The sequence below is a fragment of the Polaromonas sp. CG_9.11 genome, assembly GCF_015752225.1.
In the GTDB taxonomy this organism is placed as follows: domain Bacteria; phylum Pseudomonadota; class Gammaproteobacteria; order Burkholderiales; family Burkholderiaceae_C; genus Polaromonas.
The window spans coordinates 56,866-77,307 of the sequence record NZ_JADOVE010000001.1 but is presented as its reverse complement, the minus strand read 5'-3'; the positions used below and the strand labels follow the sequence as shown (position 1 = coordinate 77,307).

The 20,442-nt window shown below is 55.4% G+C and carries 20 protein-coding genes; 3 read left to right on the top strand and 17 right to left on the bottom strand.

Annotated features, from left to right (window positions below; genetic code table 11):
* The first annotated feature begins 20 nt into the window (after window positions 1-20).
* The 3 genes from IWX85_RS00420 (at window position 21) to IWX85_RS00410 (ending at window position 4,379) form a co-directional block, all read left to right on the top strand.
* A complete protein-coding gene (locus IWX85_RS00420; protein WP_231379451.1) occupies window positions 21-1,799 on the top strand; it encodes an ABC transporter transmembrane domain-containing protein in 1,779 nt (592 codons plus the stop codon).
* Between the two features lie 151 nt (window positions 1,800-1,950).
* On the top strand, window positions 1,951-2,904 hold the full coding sequence (locus IWX85_RS00415) for a chemotaxis protein (RefSeq protein WP_196868368.1): 954 nt from the start codon (window positions 1,951-1,953) through the stop codon (window positions 2,902-2,904).
* A 158-nt stretch (window positions 2,905-3,062) separates the two neighbouring features.
* On the top strand, window positions 3,063-4,379 hold the full coding sequence (locus IWX85_RS00410) for a Glu/Leu/Phe/Val dehydrogenase (RefSeq protein ID WP_196868367.1): 1,317 nt from the start codon (window positions 3,063-3,065) through the stop codon (window positions 4,377-4,379).
* Between the two features lie 61 nt (window positions 4,380-4,440).
* On the opposite strand, the gene IWX85_RS00405 is transcribed toward IWX85_RS00410, so the two are convergent.
* Genes IWX85_RS00405 through IWX85_RS00325 form a run of 17 tightly spaced genes read right to left on the bottom strand, consistent with a single transcriptional unit; the run spans window position 4,441 to window position 20,426 of the window.
* On the bottom strand, window positions 4,441-4,965 hold the full coding sequence (locus IWX85_RS00405; protein ID WP_196868366.1) for a DUF1178 family protein: 525 nt from the start codon (window positions 4,963-4,965) through the stop codon (window positions 4,441-4,443).
* A 27-nt stretch (window positions 4,966-4,992) separates the two neighbouring features.
* Window positions 4,993-5,601: an NUDIX domain-containing protein gene (locus IWX85_RS00400; protein ID WP_196868365.1), complete on the bottom strand. Its 609-nt coding sequence runs from the start codon at window positions 5,599-5,601 to the stop codon at window positions 4,993-4,995.
* Window positions 5,598-5,900 (bottom strand): DUF2818 family protein, encoded by a 303-nt coding sequence (locus IWX85_RS00395; protein WP_196868364.1) that lies wholly within the window; start codon window positions 5,898-5,900, stop codon window positions 5,598-5,600. Before IWX85_RS00395 ends, IWX85_RS00400 begins: the two co-directional genes overlap by 4 nt.
* A 2-nt stretch (window positions 5,901-5,902) precedes the next feature.
* Entirely contained in the window at window positions 5,903-7,405 is a 1,503-nt protein-coding gene (nuoN, locus tag IWX85_RS00390; protein ID WP_036810392.1) for an NADH-quinone oxidoreductase subunit NuoN, read from the bottom strand.
* 19 nt (window positions 7,406-7,424) lie between these two features.
* Window positions 7,425-8,900, bottom strand: a complete 1,476-nt coding sequence (locus tag IWX85_RS00385) for an NADH-quinone oxidoreductase subunit M (RefSeq protein WP_036810391.1) — start codon at window positions 8,898-8,900, stop codon at window positions 7,425-7,427.
* 33 nt (window positions 8,901-8,933) lie between these two features.
* Complete coding sequence (gene nuoL / locus IWX85_RS00380) at window positions 8,934-10,958, bottom strand: NADH-quinone oxidoreductase subunit L (RefSeq protein WP_196868527.1); 2,025 nt, start codon at window positions 10,956-10,958, stop codon at window positions 8,934-8,936.
* Between the two features lie 7 nt (window positions 10,959-10,965).
* Window positions 10,966-11,274 (bottom strand): NADH-quinone oxidoreductase subunit NuoK, encoded by a 309-nt coding sequence (gene nuoK / locus IWX85_RS00375; protein ID WP_036810385.1) that lies wholly within the window; start codon window positions 11,272-11,274, stop codon window positions 10,966-10,968.
* Entirely contained in the window at window positions 11,274-11,927 is a 654-nt protein-coding gene (locus tag IWX85_RS00370) for an NADH-quinone oxidoreductase subunit J (protein WP_036810382.1), read from the bottom strand. The genes nuoK and IWX85_RS00370 overlap by 1 nt, the downstream gene beginning before the upstream one ends.
* Before the next feature lie 51 nt (window positions 11,928-11,978).
* Complete coding sequence (gene nuoI, locus IWX85_RS00365) at window positions 11,979-12,476, bottom strand: NADH-quinone oxidoreductase subunit NuoI (protein ID WP_029524391.1); 498 nt, start codon at window positions 12,474-12,476, stop codon at window positions 11,979-11,981.
* Between the two features lie 11 nt (window positions 12,477-12,487).
* Window positions 12,488-13,567 (bottom strand): NADH-quinone oxidoreductase subunit NuoH, encoded by a 1,080-nt coding sequence (nuoH, locus tag IWX85_RS00360; RefSeq protein WP_196868363.1) that lies wholly within the window; start codon window positions 13,565-13,567, stop codon window positions 12,488-12,490.
* Window positions 13,564-15,708 (bottom strand): NADH-quinone oxidoreductase subunit NuoG, encoded by a 2,145-nt coding sequence (gene nuoG / locus IWX85_RS00355; RefSeq protein WP_196868362.1) that lies wholly within the window; start codon window positions 15,706-15,708, stop codon window positions 13,564-13,566. Before nuoG ends, nuoH begins: the two co-directional genes overlap by 4 nt.
* A 19-nt stretch (window positions 15,709-15,727) precedes the next feature.
* Window positions 15,728-17,149 (bottom strand): NADH-quinone oxidoreductase subunit NuoF, encoded by a 1,422-nt coding sequence (gene nuoF / locus IWX85_RS00350; protein WP_196868526.1) that lies wholly within the window; start codon window positions 17,147-17,149, stop codon window positions 15,728-15,730.
* A gap of 4 nt (window positions 17,150-17,153) precedes the next feature.
* Window positions 17,154-17,639 (bottom strand): NADH-quinone oxidoreductase subunit NuoE, encoded by a 486-nt coding sequence (gene nuoE / locus IWX85_RS00345; RefSeq protein WP_036810376.1) that lies wholly within the window; start codon window positions 17,637-17,639, stop codon window positions 17,154-17,156.
* Window positions 17,640-17,655: 16 nt separating this feature from the next.
* Complete coding sequence (locus IWX85_RS00340; RefSeq protein ID WP_036810372.1) at window positions 17,656-18,909, bottom strand: NADH-quinone oxidoreductase subunit D; 1,254 nt, start codon at window positions 18,907-18,909, stop codon at window positions 17,656-17,658.
* Window positions 18,910-18,932: 23 nt separating this feature from the next.
* On the bottom strand, window positions 18,933-19,547 hold the full coding sequence (locus IWX85_RS00335; RefSeq protein WP_196868361.1) for an NADH-quinone oxidoreductase subunit C: 615 nt from the start codon (window positions 19,545-19,547) through the stop codon (window positions 18,933-18,935).
* Window positions 19,547-20,026: an NADH-quinone oxidoreductase subunit B family protein gene (locus IWX85_RS00330; protein ID WP_011800826.1), complete on the bottom strand. Its 480-nt coding sequence runs from the start codon at window positions 20,024-20,026 to the stop codon at window positions 19,547-19,549. Before IWX85_RS00330 ends, IWX85_RS00335 begins: the two co-directional genes overlap by 1 nt.
* 40 nt (window positions 20,027-20,066) lie before the next feature.
* Complete coding sequence (locus tag IWX85_RS00325; protein WP_036810370.1) at window positions 20,067-20,426, bottom strand: NADH-quinone oxidoreductase subunit A; 360 nt, start codon at window positions 20,424-20,426, stop codon at window positions 20,067-20,069.
* Between the last annotated feature and the right edge of the window lie 16 nt (window positions 20,427-20,442).

Below are 20,442 nucleotides of genomic sequence, written 5' to 3'. Positions count from 1 at the left end.
CCCTTCCCTCCAGCACTTCAATGCTTGCCAGTTCGCCACCCGCCAAGGGATCGCCCCGGTCGCTGTCGGGGCTGGTCCCGTTTCTGCGGCCGTATTCGGGCCGCATCGGGCTGGCGGTGCTTTTCCTGGTCATGGCCGCCGTGGCGACACTGGTGTTTCCGCTGGCGCTGCGCGGCCTGATCGACGGCGGCATGGGCGCGGCCGACAAGGGCGAGCAATTGATGGCGCTTCGCACCCATTTTTTCGAGTTGTTTGGCGTGGCTGCCGCGCTGGGGCTTTTTTCAGCGGGTCGCTTCTACACCGTCAGCTGGCTGGGCGAGCGCGTCACGGCCGACATCCGCAATGCGGTGTATTCGCATGTGGTGCGGCAAAGCCCGGAGTTTTTTGAAACCACGCAGACCGGCGAGGTGCTGTCGCGCCTGACCGGCGACACCACGCTGGTGCAGACGGTGGTGGGTTCGTCGCTGAGCATGGGCCTGCGCAATGCCGTCATGGGCGTGGGCGCGCTGGGCATGCTGGTGGTCACCAACCCCTACCTGATGGTGCAGGTTCTCGGTGCGCTGCTGCTGATCGTCGCACCGTCGGTGTGGTTCGGGCGGCGTGTACGCAAGCTCTCGCGCGCCAGCCAGGACCGCGTGGCCGACTCCAGCGCGATTGCCGCCGAAGTGCTCAATGCCATTCCGGTGGTGCAAAGCTACACCGCCGAAGACCGGGAAGCGGCACGTTTCGACCGGTCCACGGCCGATGCCTTCGCCATCGCAGTTCGCCGCACCAAGGCGCGCTCGGTGCTGGTGGCGTTCATCATCATCGCCACCTCGGCGGCCTTGCTCTGGGGCCTGTACCAGGGCACGCAAGCAGTGATGCGCGGCGACATCTCTGCCGGCCACCTGGGCCAGACCGTGGTCTATGTGATCATCCTGGCCAGCGCGGCGGCGGTGCTCGGCGAAGTCTACGGCGACCTGTTGCGCGCGGCAGGCGCCACCGAGCGGCTGATGGAACTGCTGGACAGCCAGTCCCCCGTCACTTCACCTCCAAATCCGCTTGCTGCGCAGATTACACGGGCAGGGAGTGCTATTAAATTTGAAAACGTCACGTTTCACTACCCGTCCCGGCGAACACAGCCGGCGCTGGTTGATTTCAGCCTGAGCGTGGCGCCGGGTGAAACCATCGCCATCGTCGGCCCCAGCGGCGCGGGCAAGAGCACGGTATTCCAGCTGCTGCTACGCTTTTACGACCCCGCTTCAGGCCGGATTGAACTTGACGGCGTGCGCACCGCCGACATGTCACTGGAAGATTTGCGCGGACGCATCGGACTGGTCCCCCAGGATGCGGTGATTTTCTCGACCAGCGCCCTGGAAAACATCCGCTACGGCAAGCCGGACGCAACGGACGAGGACGTCAAGGCCGCAGCCCGGGCCGCGTTTGCCCATGAATTCATCAGCGCGCTGCCCGAAGGCTTCGACACTTTTCTGGGCGAGCGCGGGGTGCGCCTGTCCGGCGGCCAGCGCCAGCGCATCGCGATTGCGCGGGCGATGCTGAAAAATTCGCCCCTCCTGCTCCTCGACGAAGCCACCAGCGCGCTGGACGCCGAAAGCGAGCGCATGGTGCAGGCAGCGCTCGAATCCGCCATGAAGGACCGCACCACGCTGGTGATTGCGCACCGGCTGGCCACAGTCAAAAAGGCCGACCGGATCGTCGTGATCGACCATGGCCGCATCGTGGAGCAGGGAAGCCATGAGCAGCTGATGACCGCCAACCAGGTCTATGCCCGGCTGGCTGCGCTGCAGTTCGTAGCATAAAAACCTGCGCAAGGTAAGGCCGATGTGCGTGGTATCGGCGCCTTTCATGGGACAGACGAAGACGCGCTGCCTGACCTAAATTGGAGCGAGTACCTGCATACGCTTTGCGCCATGCAACCTTCCTACACCATCACCGGGCAGCAAGCAATCCATGAAGCCAGCGTTTCACGACATCGACGAACGTACCAACCTGACATCGAACAACAAGTTCGAGCTGCTGCTGTTTCGCCTTGGCGAGGCGGCCAATTCAGGGCAAAGGGAATTGTTCGGCATCAATGTGTTCAAAGTGCGTGAAATCCTGGTCATGCCGCCCGTCACCAGCATGGCCAATTCCTCTCCCCACGTCATGGGCGTGGCGAATGTCCGGGGACAGATCATCCCGGTCATCAACCTGCCCGCAGTGGTCGGCTGCACGCCGACGAATGGCCTGGCCATCTTGCTGGTGACCGAATTTGCCCGCAGCACGCAGGCCTTTGCGGTCGAGGAAGTCAGTGAAATCGTCCGGCTGGAATGGCAGCAGGTGCTCTCGGCCGAAGGCCAGGGCGGCGGCCTGGTGACCAGCATCGCCCGGCTCGATGGCGATATCGAAAACACACGGCTGGCACAGGTGCTCGATGTCGAGCAGATCCTGCAAGACGTCATGCCGCCTGAAAAGCAGGGCACCGTTACGGCGCCTGGTGTGAAAGTGAACCTTCCTCCAGGCACGATTGTCCTGGCAGCCGATGATTCCGCCCTGGCCCGGTCGATGATCGAGCAAGGCTTGGCGGCCATGGGCGTTCCCCACATCATGACCAAAACCGGCAAGGAGGCCTGGGACCGTCTGCAGGCCATCAACACCCAGGCCCAAGCCGAGGGCAAGACTGTGCACGACAAGGTCGCCCTGGTCCTGACCGACCTGGAGATGCCTGAAATGGATGGCTTCACCCTGACGCGCAACATCAAGAGCGATGCCAGATTCAAATCGATTCCCGTCGTCATCCATTCCTCGCTGACAGGCGCGGCCAATGAAGGCCATGTCAAGACCGTCGGCGCAGATGCCTATATTGCCAAGTTCGCCGCTGACGAACTTGCCGCCACCCTGCTTGAGGTCTTGTCGAGCCGCTAGATGCCAAGCGTCGGCACAGGCAGGCGTTGCAGCGGATTTGGCGTGCACTTTTCACAACTATGCATTTCATGCATAACCATACATAAACTAGGCCTTGGACAGTCGGGTTTGCGCGCTCTAAGCTGCGCCACCTCCATTTGTTTTCACAAGGACTTTTCATGTCACCAACCTCCGCCGAAGGCGAAAGCGCAATCGCACCGGCCTCCGCCGTTCCGTCCTATCTTCAGGCCGACAACCTCGGGCCGTGGGGCAACTACCTCCAGCAGGTAGACAGGGTCATTCCACACCTGGGCAATCTGGCGCGCTGGGCCGAGACCCTCAAACGGCCCAAGCGCATCCTGATTGTCGATGTACCAATTCATATGGACGACGGCACGGTGGCGCACTTTGAGGGCTACCGCGTGCAGCACAATGTCTCGCGCGGCCCCGGCAAGGGCGGCGTGCGCTTTCACCAAGATGTCACGCTTTCGGAAGTCATGGCGTTGTCGGCCTGGATGTCGGTGAAGAATGCGGCGGTGAACGTGCCCTACGGCGGCGCCAAGGGTGGCATCCGCGTCGACCCGAAGAAGCTCTCACGGGGCGAACTCGAACGCATGACACGCCGCTACACCAGCGAGATCGGCATCATCATCGGCCCCAACAAAGACATACCGGCGCCTGACGTCAACACCAACGAGCAGATCATGGCCTGGATGATGGACACTTATTCCATGAATACCGGCTCCACCGCAACCGGCGTGGTCACGGGCAAGCCGGTCGATCTGGGCGGCTCACTGGGCCGGCGTGAAGCCACCGGGCGCGGCGTGTTCACGGTAGGCACGGAAGCAGCACGGCACATCGGGCTGGACATTGCCACGGCGCGGGTTGCAGTGCAGGGTTTTGGCAACGTAGGCGGCGTGGCCGGCAAGTTGTTTGCCGAAACGGGCGCACGCATCGTTGCCGTGCAGGACCATGGCGGCACGATTTTCAGTGATGCCGGACTGGATGTTCCAGCGCTGCTGCAGCATGTGGAAAACACGGGTAGCGTCGCCGGCTTTGCCAATGCCGATGTCATCGCCGACGAAGAGTTCTGGAGCGTTGACTGCGACATCATGATTCCGGCGGCGCTGGAGCAACAGATCACCGCCGCCAATGCCGGCCGCATCAAGGCCCGCATGATCATCGAAGGAGCCAACGGTCCGACCACACCGGCGGCTGATGACATCCTGCAGGAGCGCAATGTCCTGGTGGTGCCCGATGTGATCGCCAATGCTGGCGGCGTGACGGTCAGCTACTTTGAATGGGTACAGGATTTTTCCAGCTTTTTCTGGGACGAGGACGAGATCAACGCACGCCTCGTGAAAATCATGAAGACCGCTTTTGCCGCCGTCTGGCAAGTCGCACAGGAAAAAAAGGTCAGCCTGCGCACGGCCACCTTCATCGTGGCCTGCCAGCGCATCCTGCATACGCGCGAGCTGCGCGGCCTGTACCCCTGATCGGGGCCGGGGGGTTACAGTCGACAGACGGGTAATCTGTCTTTCGACTGTCTTTTGATGCCTACTGCAGGGTTTCCTTGAAAGCGGCGAGCATTGGAAGCGGAATGACGTGAATCCCCTCCTCCAGAAGTTCCACCGCTTCGCGCGCGCTGGCCTGGCCGCGAATGCTGCGCGCTTCGACTTCCCCATAGTGCATGCGGCGTGCTTCCTCGGCAAAGTGTGGACCCATGTCTTCAGTTGCGGCCACCACCTGGCGCAGGGCGGTCAAAAAGACGGCCTGTGCCGTCAGGCCGATTTCCGGCAGCGTGCCTTCTGCCTGGCCGATGCGCGCCTTTTCGCCTTGCAACAGAAGATTCCCGCTGGTTGGGGAAGGCGTTGCCGGATCCGCACGGTTTGAATCGGATTCAGGGGCATGGTGCCCGCCAAAATTGAGCCGGGGAGCACTGGGCATTTTTTGAATGTCGGTGTCGGCACACAGGGGACAGGCCATCAGGCCACGCTGTTGCTGGTCCTGGAAGTCATCCTCGGACCCGAACCAGCCCTCGAACGAATGCAGATGCGGACAACGGAGATTCAGGACTTTCATGGGCGCAGTATGGCAAGACCGTTGGCGCTATGCTGTCTGCCATTCCAATGTCCATGCGCCCGACAGCATGTTGGACAACCACAGCATCCCCGTGAGCGTCTTGGCATCGGTCACCCAGCCGCTGGCGCACCACTTCATCAGTTCTTCTGGCGTGGCGCTGAACACCTCAAGAAATTCGCCGCTGTCAAGTTGTTGCTCGCCCGGCGTCAATCCCCGTGCAAACCAAATGTCGATGAATTCGGTGGAATAGGCAATGGCTGGATGCAAGACGCCTGCCTTGGCCCATTCACGCGCGGTATAGCCCGTTTCTTCCCGCAGTTCGCGTCTTGCACATTCAAACGACGACTCGCCGGCATCTAGTTTTCCCGCAGGAAACTCAATCATCACGGCATGGAGCGGATAGCGGTACTGGCGCTCCAGCACCACCTGTCCGTCATCCAGCAGGGCCACGATCATCACGGCACCCGGATGCACCACGTACTCGCGGGTGGTGTGCCGGCAATCGGGAAGACTGACCGTATCACGGCGGATCTGAAGAAAGTTGCCGACAAGGATTTCATCCGAACTGAGTTTTTTTTCAGCCAGGTGCGAATCGTCGACGGCCCCGCTCACCCCGGCATCGGACAGGTTCGTCATGGTCGGTGTTTAAAAAGGTAGCGGTAGGTGAAGCCGGGAAAGGCAAACGTCAGGAAAAGAGTTCCCGTGATGGCATAAAACTCCCAGCCCTGCGGTGCAATCTGTCCGTTTCGCTGCTCAAGATACAAGCCCACGCCACCCACCACCAAGTACCAGATCAGCAATTCTGCCAGCCGGACAGCCAGGTTCTTGGGCGAATTGAGCGCATGCACGACAAACAGCCGGTTGCTGAAAAACGGCATGTTGGCCATCAACAAGGCCAGCATCAACACCAGCCATACCGACGCGGTCTGGTTCAAACTCACACTCCGAGCGAGTTGACGATGCTGTTGATCGACTGGGCGCAAAGCGTCATCAGGCCGCCCGGTGCAATACCCAGTGCCAGAAGCAGAGCACCATTGATGGCCAGCACAATCCGCGCATCAGCCGGCGCATGAATCGGTTGCGCATTGTGGAGATGCGGTGCGTCAAAATACATGACCTTGATCACGCGCAGGTAATAGAAGGCACCAATCAACGACATCATCACGGCAAAGACGGCGAGCACCAGATAGCTTGTCTGGCCTGACGAAATCAAGGCCTGCAGCACACCCAGCTTGGCGTAAAAGCCGACCAGTGGCGGCAATCCGGCCAGGGAGAACATGCTCATCGCCATGACACCCGCGTACAAGGGGCTGCGCTGGTTCAGGCCCGAAAGATCGGTGATTTCTTCGGACTCGTGGCCGGAGCGGGCCAGCAGCAAGATGATGCCAAAGGCGGCGAGTGTGGTCAGCACATAGGTCAAGGCATAAAACATGGCGGCGCCGTATGCCGATTCCGTGTTGAGCTGGTTGCCATTGACAACGCCCGCCAGCAGACCCAGCAACAGGAAACCCATCTGGGAAATGGTCGAAAACGCCAGCATGCGCTTGAGGTTGGTCTGTGCAACAGCAGCCAGATTGCCGATTAGCAAAGACCCAATGGCCATCAATCCCAGCATCTGCTGCCAGTCAATAGCCAGCGGCAGCAGGCCTTCAACAAGCAGACGAATCGTCATGGCAAATGCTGCCAGTTGCGGTGCACCGCCGATAATCAGCGTCACAGCAGTGGGTGCGCCGTGGTAGACGTCAGGCAGCCACATGTGAAACGGCACCGCGCCCAGTTTAAAAGCCAGTCCCGCGACAACGAAAACCAGACCAAACACCAACACCTGATGTTTGACCTGCCGGCTGGCGATGGCATTGAACACTTCATTGATGTTGAGCGAGCCCGTAGCACCGTAGAGCATTGAGAAGCCGTAAAGCAGGAATCCCGAAGCGAGTGCGCTAAGCACGAAATATTTCATGGCCGCTTCGGTTGCCTGCGCGTCGTCCCGGCGCAAGGCGACCAAGGCATAACTGGACAGCGCCATCAATTCCAGGCCCATGTAGAGCACCAGAAAGTTATGGCCTGAAATCATCACGAACATGCCGAGCAAGGAAAACAGGCTCAGCGTGAAGAATTCGCCGCCACGCAGCATGTCGCGGTCGGCAGCATAAGGCCGGCCATAGACGATTGTAACCATCAGGGCAACGCTTGCAAAGCATTTCATCCAGCTGCCCATAGGGTCCACCACAACCATGTTGCCGAAACCATAAAATACCTGACCACCGAGTGCAGTGTTGGCTTCCATGATGGCCACCACGCCAAGCGTCAGCAGCGTCAATGCATAGGTAAGCGAGCGCCGTGGCGTCTTGACGCCCAGGTCGACCAGCGCGATGACACAGGACATGACCAATAAAACAAGTTCGGGATAAACCGCGATCCAACTGAGTTTGTCAATCATCTGAATTCTTTGAGTTTTCTTAGTTCAGTTTCGAAAGCGCAACATGCCTTAGCAAGTCAGCCACCGACGTGTTCATCACATCGGTAAACGGCTTGGGATAAATGCCCATATAGAGCACTGCAACCGCCAGCATCGCCAGCATCAGGAACTCGCGGTTATTGATATCGAGCAATTTCTTGACCTTTTCATTCGTCACAGGGCCAAGATACACACGCTTGTACATCCAAAGGGTATAAGCCGCGCCCGAGATCAATGCCGATGCCGCCGCCATGCCGATCCAGAAATTCGATTTGACTGCGCCCAGGATCACCATCCACTCTCCCACGAATCCCGCGGTGGCTGGCAAGCCACAATTGGCCATGGCAAACAGTAGCGCGAAGGCTGCAAACTTGGGCATGGTGTTGACCACGCCACCGTAGCTTGCAATCTCGCGCGAATGCACACGGTCATACAGCACGCCAATGCACAGGAACATGGCGGCGGAAACAAAACCATGTGCAATCATTTGGACAATGCCACCCGAGACGCTTAAGTCGTTGAACAGGAAAAAGCCGAGCGTCACAAAGCCCATGTGCGCCACCGACGAATACGCCACAAGCTTCTTCATGTCACGCTGGACCAGCGCCACCAGGCCCACATAAATCACGGCAATCAGCGAAAAGGCAATCATTAACCATGCCCACTCGCGCGAAGCATCGGGCACGATGGGCATCGAAAACCGCAGGAATCCGTAGGCGCCCAGTTTGAGCATGATCGCCGCCAGCACGGCAGAGCCGCCGGTGGGCGCTTCGACGTGGACATCAGGCAGCCAGGTATGCACCGGGAACATCGGAACCTTCACAGCGAAAGCTGCAAAGAACGAAAAGAAAAGCAGTGTTTGCGCCGAACCCGACAAGGGCAGCTTGTGCCATGCCAGGATATCGAAACTGCCGCCCGACTTGTTGTACAGAAAAACCAGTGCCACCAGCATCAGCAACGAGCCGAGCAGCGTATACAGGAAAAACTTGAAGGCTGCATAGATCTTGTTTGGTCCACCCCATATGCCAATGATCAGGTACATCGGAATCAGCGTGGCTTCAAAGAAGACATAAAAAAGCATACCGTCCAGCGCAGCAAACACGCCGATCATCAGGCCGCTCAAGATCAAAAATGACGCCATGTACTGGTTGACACGGGTCGTGATGGATTCCCAACTGGCGATGATGACCACCACGTTAATAAATGCCGTCAATAGCACAAACCACAGTGAAATGCCGTCCACACCCAAGTGGTAGTTCATGTTGAAACGTGGAATCCAGCTGCTTTTCTCAACGAATTGCATGGCCGAGGTGCCCAATTCGAAACCTGCATACAAGGGCAACGTGACCAGAAAACTGACGATGGCGCCGATCAGTGCGATCCAGCGAACGGTGCGCGCCTGACTTTCCTTACCCAAGGCCAATAAACCGACACCAAAAAAAATCGGCACCCAGATGGCGAGGCTCAACAATCCCATTTTTCTCTTCCTTCTTCTTCTTCTAGATTGTTTTTATCGGTTGAGCCAGACGAAATACGTCATCAACACAAAGATGCCAGTAATCATGCCAAAGGCATAGTGATAGATATAACCCGACTGCAGGCGCCTGACCATGCTGGACACCCACCCAACGAGTTTCCAGGAACCGTTCACGAGCGCGCCGTCAATCAGGATCTGGTCGCCTACCTTCCAGAACACGGTGCCGAGTCCGCGCATGCCGCGGGCAATGACGTTTTCGTTGAACCAGTCCAGGTAGTACTTGTTTTCAAGCAGCTGGTAGATGGGACTCAGGTTGCGTTTGACAGCTGTGGGCAAGGCAGGATTGACCATGTACATGTAGTAGGCCAGCACGACGCCAGACAGGGCAAGCCAGAAGGGAGGCGCTGTCAAGCCATGAGTTGCCATCTGCACGGGTCCATGAAACAGCGCGGCCAACTCTTCCATGGCGGGATGCCGCTCCAGATTAACAAAAATCGCACCCTTGAAAAAGTCACCGAACAGCATCGGCTCAATCGTGAGGAAGCCAATGATGACCGATGGAATGGCCAGCAAAACCAGTGGCAAGGTCACTACCCAGGTTGATTCGTGGGGTTCGTGGTGCTCATCGTGATGGCCGTGGTCGTCATGCGCATCATGGTGGGCATCGGGATTCTGGTCGTACCGCTCCCTACCATGAAACACAAGAAAATACAGTCGGAATGAGTAGAACGCCGTCACAAAAACGCCTGCCAGCACTGCGAAATAAGCAAAGCCACTGCCCCAGAGGTGGCTCTCGGCCACGGCTTCGATAATGCTGTCCTTCGAATAAAAACCTGAGAACAATGGCGTTCCAATCAGGGCCAGTGAACCCAGCAGGAAGGTGATCCAGGTGATCGGCATGTACTTGCGTACGCCACCCATCCAGCGAATATCCTGGTTGTGGTGCATACCAATGATCACCGAGCCGGCCCCCAGAAACAGCAATGCCTTGAAAAATGCATGCGTCATCAGGTGAAACACCGCCACGGAGTAGGCCGATGCGCCCAGCGCTACTGTCATATAACCCAACTGCGACAGCGTGGAATACGCAATGACCCGCTTGATGTCGTTCTGGATGATGCCCAGAAAGCCCATGAACAGTGCGGTGATAGCACCAATCACCATGATAAAACTCAAAGCGGCATCGCTAAGTTCAAACAGCGGCGACATTCGGGCCACCATAAAAATACCAGCCGTCACCATGGTCGCTGCGTGAATCAGCGCCGAGATCGGCGTTGGACCTTCCATGGAGTCAGGCAACCAGACATGCAAGGGGAACTGGGCCGACTTGCCCATGGCGCCAATGAACAGGCAAATACAGATCACGGTGATCAACATCCAGCCAGTGCCGGGAAATGTCAGCCTGGAAAGCTCGTCGGCTTTTGCAAAAGCTTCGCCATAGTTCAGAGTGCCTGCGTAGGCAGCAATCAGCGCAATCCCCAGAATGAAGCCAAAGTCACCGACCCGATTTACCAGAAAGGCCTTCATGTTGGCAAAAATAGCGCTGGGTTTGTTGAACCAGAAACCAATCAACAAATACGAGACCAGGCCAACGGCTTCCCAGCCAAAGAACAGCTGCAGCATGTTGTTGCTCATTACCAGCATCAGCATGGAAAAGGTGAACAGAGAAATATACGCAAAGAAGCGGTTGTAGCCTGCATCTTCTTCCATATAGCCGATGGTGTAGATGTGCACCATAAGCGAGACAAAAGTAACGACGCACATCATCATGGCGGTCAGACCGTCCACCAGAAAACCGACTTCCATCTTTAGGTTGCCCACCGTCATCCAGGTGTAAAGCGTTTCATTAAACCGCGCACCATCAACGACGACACTTTGCAGTGTCATGGCCGAAATGATGAAGGCTACAAAAACACCCAGAATGGTCAGGGTGTGCGAGAGACGGCGTCCTATCCAGTTGCCACCAAAAGTGGTTCCCAGAATCCCAGCCAGCAGCGCGCCAGTCAGAGGTGCCAGCGGAACGGCCAGCAACGTTGATGCAGAAAGGGTTTGGCTCATCTTGTTGTTAACCCTGAAGCGTGTTGAGATCGTCGACATTGATACTGGACTTGTTGCGAAACAGCAGCACCAAAATAGCCAGACCAATGGCAGACTCAGCCGCTGCGACGGTCAGTATGAAAAATACAAATACTTGGCCAGCCATGTCATTTAGGTAATACGAAAATGCCACGAAATTCATGTTCACGGCCAGCAGCATCAGCTCAATGGCCATGAGCAGCACGATCAGGTTCTTTCGGTTCAGGAAAATGCCAATGACCGACAGGGCAAACAGCATGGCGCCTAGTGAAAGAAAATGTCCAAGCGTGAGCATCATTATTTTTTTTCCTCTACAGATGCGGCGGATACGATGTCAGACACAGCAACGACAGACTTCATCTTGACCAGTCTGATACGGTCTTGTGCTTTCACACGAACCTGATCTGACGGATTGATTCGCTTGGAATCTTTGCGCTCGCGCAAGGTCAAAGCAATGGCTGCAATAATGGCAACTAACAAAATCACGGCAGCAATTTCAAGCGGATAGATGTATTGCGAATAGAGTACCTTGCCCAATTCTTTGGTGTTAGAAACTTGGGCCGCAAGATCGCTGGTTACAGATAATGAAGCGCTTTTTGGAGGCTCACGAAAACCGCCCATCACCACGTACGACATTTCCAGGGCGATGACAACGCCCACCGTGCCGGCCAGCGGAAAATGCTTCCAAAAACCCTTGCGGGCACTGTCCAGGTTGATGTCCAGCATCATCACCACGAAAAGGAAAAGCACCATCACAGCGCCTACGTAAACCAGTACTAGTGTGATCGCCAAAAACTCGGCTTTAAGCAAAATCCAGATGGCCGCTGCCTGAAAAAATGCAAGTACCAGAAAAAGGGCAGCGTGCACCGGGTTGCGGGCTGTAATGACGCGAAACGCTGCAAAAAGCAGTATCGCAGCGAACACATAAAAAAGACCTGTTTTAGCGTCCATGTTGAAGGAAATTCTTTCTACTAACAAAGGCGGACAATGGAGCGAGGAATCTCACCGGTATTTGGCATCTGCTGCGCGATTTGCAGCAATTTCACTTTCGTAGCGATCACCTACAGCCAGCAGCATCTCTTTGGTGAAGTACAAGTCACCTCGTTTTTCGCCGTGATATTCCAAAATGTGTGTTTCAACGATGGAATCGACCGGACAGCTTTCTTCGCAAAAGCCGCAAAAAATGCATTTGGTCAGGTCAATGTCGTAGCGTGACGTTCGGCGGCTGCCGTCTTCACGGACATCTGATTCGATGGTGATCGCAAGCGCAGGGCATACAGCTTCGCAAAGCTTGCAGGCAATACAACGCTCTTCTCCATTTTCATACCGGCGCAATGCATGCAGGCCACGAAAACGCGGGCTTAATGGGGTTTTTTCTTCAGGAAACTGAATTGTGATCTTGCGGCTGAACATGTATTTTCCGGTCAAGGCCATGCCCTTGAGCAGTTCGGTCAACATGAAGCTTGAAACAAAATCCTTAACGGATGCGACAGCAGACATGACTTTTTCGCCTATTTCCAGATGTTGTAAGAGGTCTGCATCCAAGCCCCAACGACCACCAGCCAAACCAAGGTCACAGGTATGAAGATTTTCCAACCTAGACGCATGATCTGGTCGTAGCGGAAACGCGGAAAGGTTGAACGAACCCATAGAAAAATCGTGACGACCACAAAGGTCTTCAGACCCAGCCAGATCCAGCCTGGAATCCAGTTGAACAATGCATGGTCTATCGGCGACAGCCAACCACCGAGGAACAGGAGCACGCAAAGAACAGATACCAGAATCATGTTGGCATATTCAGCCAGGAAGAACATGGCAAAAGACATGCCCGAATATTCCACCATGTGACCGGCCACGATCTCGGATTCGCCTTCCACCACGTCGAATGGGTGACGGTTGGTTTCAGCCAGACTGGAAATGAAATACACGACGAAGATAGGCAGCAAAGGCAACCAGTTCCATGACAGGAAAGTCAGACCCCGACTGGCGGCCATGCCGGAGCCTTGGCTCATGACAATATCGGTCATGTTCAAGCTGCCGGAAACCATCAGCACCACCACAAGGCAAAAGCCCATTGCGATTTCATAGCTCACCATTTGGGCCGATGCGCGCATTGCACCCAAAAATGCATACTTGGAATTTGAAGCCCAGCCAGCAATGATGACGCCGTAAACTTCCAGAGAAGTGATGGCCATGATAAACAGCAAGCCGGCGTTAACATTGGCCAACGCCACATCAGGGCCAAACGGAATCACCGCCCAGGCTGCAAGTGCAGGCATGATGGTCATGATAGGACCCAACACGAACAAGCCCTTGCTGGCTGCTGTAGGAATGATGATTTCCTTGGTCAACAGCTTGAGTGCATCGGCAATCGGCTGCAGCAGGCCGAATGGTCCGATGCGGTTAGGACCAAGGCGAACCTGTGTAAAACCAATGGCTTTTCTTTCCCATAAAGTGAGGTAAGCCACGCACCCCATCAGCGGTGCCAGCACTGCAACAATCTTGATAAACACCCAGAGTACCGGCCAGACAGTGGCCGGCCAGATCCCGCCCATCAAGCCTTGCCCCGTCGCATACATTCCATCAGTCATGCGCCCGCCCCTTCAAAACTTGCAGCCTTGCGCGCATCGGCTGTCAACTGCAACGAAGTGGCACGTCTGACCAACCCGTCGAGTTGGTAAATGCTCGCCACCACTGGTGCAGGGCCGCTCACGGCAGAGACATCCACCCCGTGCTGGATTGCATTGCCCAGTCGATCTGAAGCAATGTGACTGGCATCCGCATCACGAATGCTCTTGAGCACATCGCTTGACGATTCAAAATTGAAGCCTGGCAAACCCAGCAAGTTGGCCAATACGCGCAAGACTTTCCATGCAGGACGCGTTTCCCCATTGGGCTTGACCACTGCATGAAAACTCTGGATACGACCTTCAGCGTTGATGAAGGTACCTGGTGTTTCCGTAAAAGGAGAAATCGGCAACATCACATCGCTGAAACTCATGTTGGCCTTGAAAGGACTTAAGGTGACAACCATCTGTGAAGAATTCAGTGAAGCTTTGGATTGAACACCGGGAGCCGAATCGAATTCAGGTTCGTTGTTCAGCAAGATTACGGCCTTGAGTCTGCCATCGAGCATCTGGCCTGCATTCAACCCCCCGTTGCCTGGGAGTGCATTGACGAATTGTGCGCCAACGGTATTGGCAGCTTCAGTCAGGTAACCCACGCTGGCGGCGCATTGCTCTCCTATCCAGTTGGCCAGTGCAAGCAGACTGGAAGCATTTGCATGATGCGCAGCGGCATTACCCAGCAGGATCGCTTTGCGCTCACCACTCATCAAAGACAGTGCTATTGCTTTTGCCGTCTCAGTGACTTCGCCGGAAACGGGTGCGATCACGCCCTTTTCAACAGCGATTGCCGCGGCAACATTGGCCAGCGATTGCGCCCAGTTTTCAGACGACGCTAGCAGAGCGTTGGAGACAGGCATCGCCCATGCATCCGTTAAGGGCAGTTCATTCAGCGAATTAACCGTACTGAGCACACAGCCATTTCGGACCGACTGCCTGATACGCAGTGCAAACAAGGGATGGTCCTTGCGCAGGTTGGAGCCAACTACCAGGACGCGCTGCAGTTGCGACAGTGAGGCAATGGAAGTGCCAAGCCATCGAACCAAAGATGATGAGGTGAAATCTGCATTGCGCAAGCGATAGTCAATATTTTCGCTGCCAAGGCCACGCATCAGAGAAGATGCCAGATGGAGTTCTTCCAGCGTGCTGTGAGGGCTTGCCAGTGTGCCAATGCTGTCGACACCATACTCTGATTTGATTTGTTTTAGTCCATTGGCGACATATTCAAGTGCAGTTTGCCAGTCAACCGTTTTCCATTCACCGCCCTGCTTGAGCATGGGGCGAGTTAGTCTGTCATCGGTATTGAGGGCTTCGTAGGAAAACCGGTCACGGTCTGCAATCCAGCATTCGTTGACGGCTTCGTTTTCAAGCGGCAGCACGCGCATGACTTTGTCATGCTTGACTTGGACGATCAGGTTGGCACCTGTCGAATCGTGAGGACTGACCGACTTGCGACGCGACAATTCCCAAGTGCGGGCGCTGTAACGAAACGGCTTGCTGGTCAGTGCGCCCACCGGGCAAAGATCAATCATGTTGCCGGACAATTCCGAGTCCACTGACATGCCCACAAAGGTTTCAATTTCGGCATGCTCACCACGGTGCGACATGCCCAACTCCATCACGCCGGCCAATTCCTGGCCAAAGCGAACGCAGCGGGTGCAGTGGATGCAACGGCTCATTTCCTGCATAGAAACCAACGGTCCCACATCCTTGTGGAAAACCATGCGCTTTTCTTCCTGATACCGGGATTCACCAGCGCCGTAACCCACAGCAAGATCCTGCAACTGGCATTCCCCGCCCTGATCACAAATCGGACAGTCCAGAGGATGATTGATCAGCAGAAACTCCATCACTCCTTTCTGGGCTTTGATGGCTTTGTCGTTCTTGGTGTGCACGACCATGCCTTGTGTGACAGGTGTAGCGCATGCAGGCATGGGTTTAGGCGCCTTTTCCACATCGACGAGGCACATGCGGCAGTTGGCGGCAATGCTCAGCTTCTTGTGATAACAGAAATGCGGAATGTAGGTACCTGCTTTTTCAGCCGCATGCATCACCGTGCTGCCTTCAAGCACCTCTACTTTCTGGCCATCCAGTTCTATTTCAACCATATTTTTTTCTTTCCGCAGTTCAGGCTTGTGCCGCAGTGCGACTGATCGACTGAACGGTACTTGGATTCATGGCAGCTGGTGATTCACTTTTTGGAATCATCGCTTCAAATTCATGTCGGTAATGCTTGATCATGGCGCGCACCGGCATGGCTGCGGCATCACCCAAGGCGCAAATCGTTCGCCCCTGAATGTTGTCTGCTACCGAATTGAGCAGGTCCAGATCACTGGCACGGCCAAGTCCGTTGTGAATGCGGTCCACCACACGCCACAGCCAGCCCGTTCCTTCGCGACATGGCGTACATTGACCGCAGGACTCATGCATGTAAAAGTATGAAAGACGCTTCAAAGACTCGACCATGCAGCGGGAATCGTCCATCACGATCACTGCCCCGGAGCCCAGCATGGATCCAGCTTTGGCAATCGAGTCATAGTCCATGGTGCATTCCATCATGATCGCCGCAGGCAACACCGGCGACGATGATCCACCTGGAATCACAGCCTTGAGTGTGCGACCCTTGCGAATACCGCCAGCCAGTTCCAACAGCTTGGCGAACGGCGTTCCCATCGGGACTTCATAGTTTCCAGGCAATTCAACATCGCCGGAGACCGAATAAATCTTGGTGCCGCCATTGTTCGGCTTGCCGCACTCAAGGTAGGCTGCGCCACCATTGCGGATGATCCACGGCACGGCAGCAAAGGTTTCGGTGTTGTTGATGGTGGTGGGCTTGCCATACAGCCCGAAACTGGCCGGAAACGGCGGCTTGAAACGCGGTTGGCCCTTCTTGCCTTCCAGCGACTCCAGCAGAGCGGTTTCTTCACCGCAGATATAGGCCCCGAAACCATGCGACGCATGAAGCTGGAAATTGAAGCTGCTACCCAGAATACCGTCACCCAGCAAGCCTGCAGCACGAGCTTCAGCTAGCGCTGCTTCAAAACGCTGATAAGTGGCAAAAATTTCACCGTGAATGTAGTTGTAGCCGACGCTGATACCCATGGCATAAGCAGCAATCGCCATTCCTTCGATCACGCTGTGCGGGTTGTACTGCATGATGTCGCGGTCTTTGCAGGTGCCTGGCTCGCCTTCATCCGAATTGCAGACCAGATACTTCTGACCCGGGAACTGGCGTGGCATGAAGCTCCACTTTAGTCCGGTCGGAAAACCCGCACCACCCCGGCCTCGCAAGCCGCCGGCCTTGACCTCGGCAATGACTTGGTCGGGCGTCAAGCCGGCGCCACCATCCAGGCCAAGAATCTTGCGCAACGCCTGATAGCCGCCACGGGCTTCGTAGTCGTCAAGGCGCCAATTACTACCGTCAAGATCGGCAAGGATTTGCGGATTGATATGTCTGCCATGAAAGCAGGACTGCACGCCAGTGGCTGAAAATTGCGACAGCACGGACTCAGCAATTGCGTTTTCGCCGGAATTTAATGAAAGCGTCATAGACTTAAGCCTTCGCCAATTTGAGACCATCAACAAGCTGGTCCAGTTTTTCGTTGCTCATGAAGCTGCACATGTGGATGTCGTTCACCAGCATCACCGGCGAATCGGCACAAGCACCCAGGCATTCAGACTGCTGAAGCGTGAACAAGCCGTCTGCCGTGGTTTCACCCATCACGATACCGAGTTTTTGCTCAAGATGGTGCAGCGCCTTGGCGCCGTCACGCAACTGGCAAGGCAGGTTGGTGCAGACATTGAACTTGTACTTGCCCACTGGGCGCTGGTTGTACATGTTGTAGAAAGTCGTGACTTCATGGACCGCAATTGGCGCCATGCCCAAATACTCGGCTACCAGCCTTTCGCTTTCAGCACTGACAAAGCCCTGTTCCTGCTGCACGATCTGCAGGCAGGCCATGACAGCCGACTGCTTCTGGTCAGATGGATACTTTGCAACTTCGCGGTCAAAAAGCGCTTGAGTTTTTTCAGAAATCATTAAAGAAGTCATACGGTTAGCGATCAATTTCACCAAACACGATATCCATCGTGCCAATCACCGCCACGGCATCGGCAATCATGTGACCGCGGGCCATTTCATCCATGGCCGCAAGATGGGAAAAACCAGGTGGACGGATCTTCAGCCGGTACGGCTTGTTGGCGCCGTCACTGACGATATAGATACCAAACTCACCCTTGGGATGCTCGACGGCGGCATAGGCCTCGCCTTCTGGCACGTGAAATCCTTCAGTGAACAACTTGAAATGGTGAATCAGCTCTTCCATGTTTGACTTCATGGATTCGCGGTTCGGAGGCGCCACCTTGTGGTTGCTGGTGATCACCGGGCCGGGGTTGACACGCAGCCAGTCCACGCACTGCTTGATGATGCGATTGGACTGGCGCATTTCAGCGATACGCACCAGATAGCGGTCATAGCAGTCACCGGTTTTACCCACCGGAATATCAAAATCCATGTGCGCATAGACTTCGTAGGGTTGCTGTTTGCGCAAATCCCAGGCAAAACCCGAACCTCTGAGCATGGGTCCTGTAAAACCCAGATTCAGTGCGCGCTCGGGCGATACCACGCCAACACCGACCGTACGCTGCTTCCAGATGCGGTTGTCAGTCAACAGGGTTTCGTACTCATCAACCAGTTTGGGGAACTTGGCCACGAAGTCATCGATGAAGTCGAGCAATGATCCCTGGCGGTTTTCGTTCAGGGCGTCGATTGCCTTGGCATTGCGAATCTTGTTGACCTTGTACTGCGACATGCTTTCCGGTAAATCGCGGTATACGCCACCCGGGCGGAAATAGGCCGCATGCATGCGGGCGCCGGATACCGCCTCGTACATGTCGAAAAGCACTTCACGTTCACGAAAACAATAGATGAGCATGTTCATCGCGCCGCAATCCAGTCCGTGCGCGCCGAGCCACATCAGATGATTCAGCAGGCGGGTTATTTCGGAAAACATCACGCGGATGTATTGCGCGCGAATCGGAACATCAACGCCGATCAGTTTTTCGATGGCAAGGCAGTAAGCATGCTCATTGGACATCATCGACACATAGTCGAGCCGGTCCATGTAGGGAAGAGACTGGATATAGGTCTTGCTTTCGGCCAGTTTCTCGGTTGCACGGTGCAGCAGCCCAATATGCGGATCAGCACGCTGGATCACTTCTCCGTCAAGTTCAAGGACAAGGCGCAAAACGCCATGGGCTGCCGGATGCTGGGGTCCAAAATTGAGCGTGTAGTTTTTAATTTCAGCCATGTCGTATTTCTTGCAAGAACTGCCTACTGAGGACCGCCGTAGTTTTCCTCGCGGATCACACGTGGAATCATTTCGCGGGGCTCGATGGTGACAGGCTGGTAAATCACACGTTTTTGCTCGGCGTCGTAGCGCATTTCCACATGACCAGTGGTTGGAAAATCCTTACGAAACGGATGCCCAATGAAACCGTAATCTGTCAGAATGCGGCGCAGGTCGTTGTGACCCTCGAAAACGATGCCAAAAAGATCGAAAGCTTCGCGCTCGAACCAGTTGGCCGAACTCCAGATGCCGTTGACCGAATCGATGACAGGGAAATCGTCATCAGGACAAAATACCTTTAGTCTTACCCGCTGATTGAGGCTGACAGACAGCAAGTGGGACGAAACGCAGTAACGCAGTCCGTCATATTGACTGTTTTTGTATTCGGAATAGTCCAGACCGCAAAGGTCCATCAGTTGCTCAAATTTGCAGCCAGGCGCATCGCGAAGCAGAGTTGCTGCCGCCAGATAGTCCACAGGCGCCACAGTTACCGTGATTTCTCCAAGAGCAATTTTGACGGTTTTTGCTTTGCTACCCAACACGGATGCAATAATTTCACCCAGCTGGGAGATTGAAACAGGATGTGAGGACAATGACATCAAGCTCTCGCAATCGTGTTGGTACGGCGAATTTTCTGCTGCAACTGGATGATGCCGTAAAGCAGTGCCTCGGCGGTTGGCGGACAACCAGGCACATAAACATCCACCGGCACGATACGGTCACAGCCACGAACGACGGAATAGCTGTAGTGATAGTAACCACCACCATTGGCACACGATCCCATGGAAATAACCCAGCGCGGCTCGGCCATTTGGTCGTAAACCTTGCGCAGCGCGGGACCCATCTTGTTGCACAGGGTACCGGCAACAATCATCAAGTCGGACTGTCGCGGACTGGGCCGAAACAACATGCCGAAACGATCAATATCGTACCGTGCAGCACCCGCATGCATCATTTCCACGGCGCAGCAAGCCAGACCAAATGTCATTGGCCACAGCGAGCCGGTCTTGGCCCAGTTGACCACCGAGTCATAGCTCGTGGTCACGAAACCTTCTTTGAAAACACCTTCAAGTGACATCCCTGTACCCCTTTTGAAAAGCCCTTTTCAAGGCTTTTTCTTATTCCCAGTCCAGCGCACCTTTTTTCCACTCATAGACAAAGCCGACGACCAGGATACCCAGAAAAACCATGACCGACCAAAAACCAAGCGGACCAATTTCCTTGAGCGAAACCGCCCAAGGAAACAGAAAAGCAATTTCAAGATCGAAAAGGATGAACAAAATGGCGACCAGGTAGTAGCGCACATCAAATTTCATGCGGGCGTCTTCGAAGGCCTCGAAGCCACACTCATAAGGAGAATTTTTTTCGCTGTCGGGTCGAACAGGCCCTAGCAAACGACCCATGACCATCGGCAAGATGCCGACACCTACTCCCACCAAAATAAACAACAAAACAGGAAGGTATTGGTCGAGATTCATCGTGGGTTTCAACTTC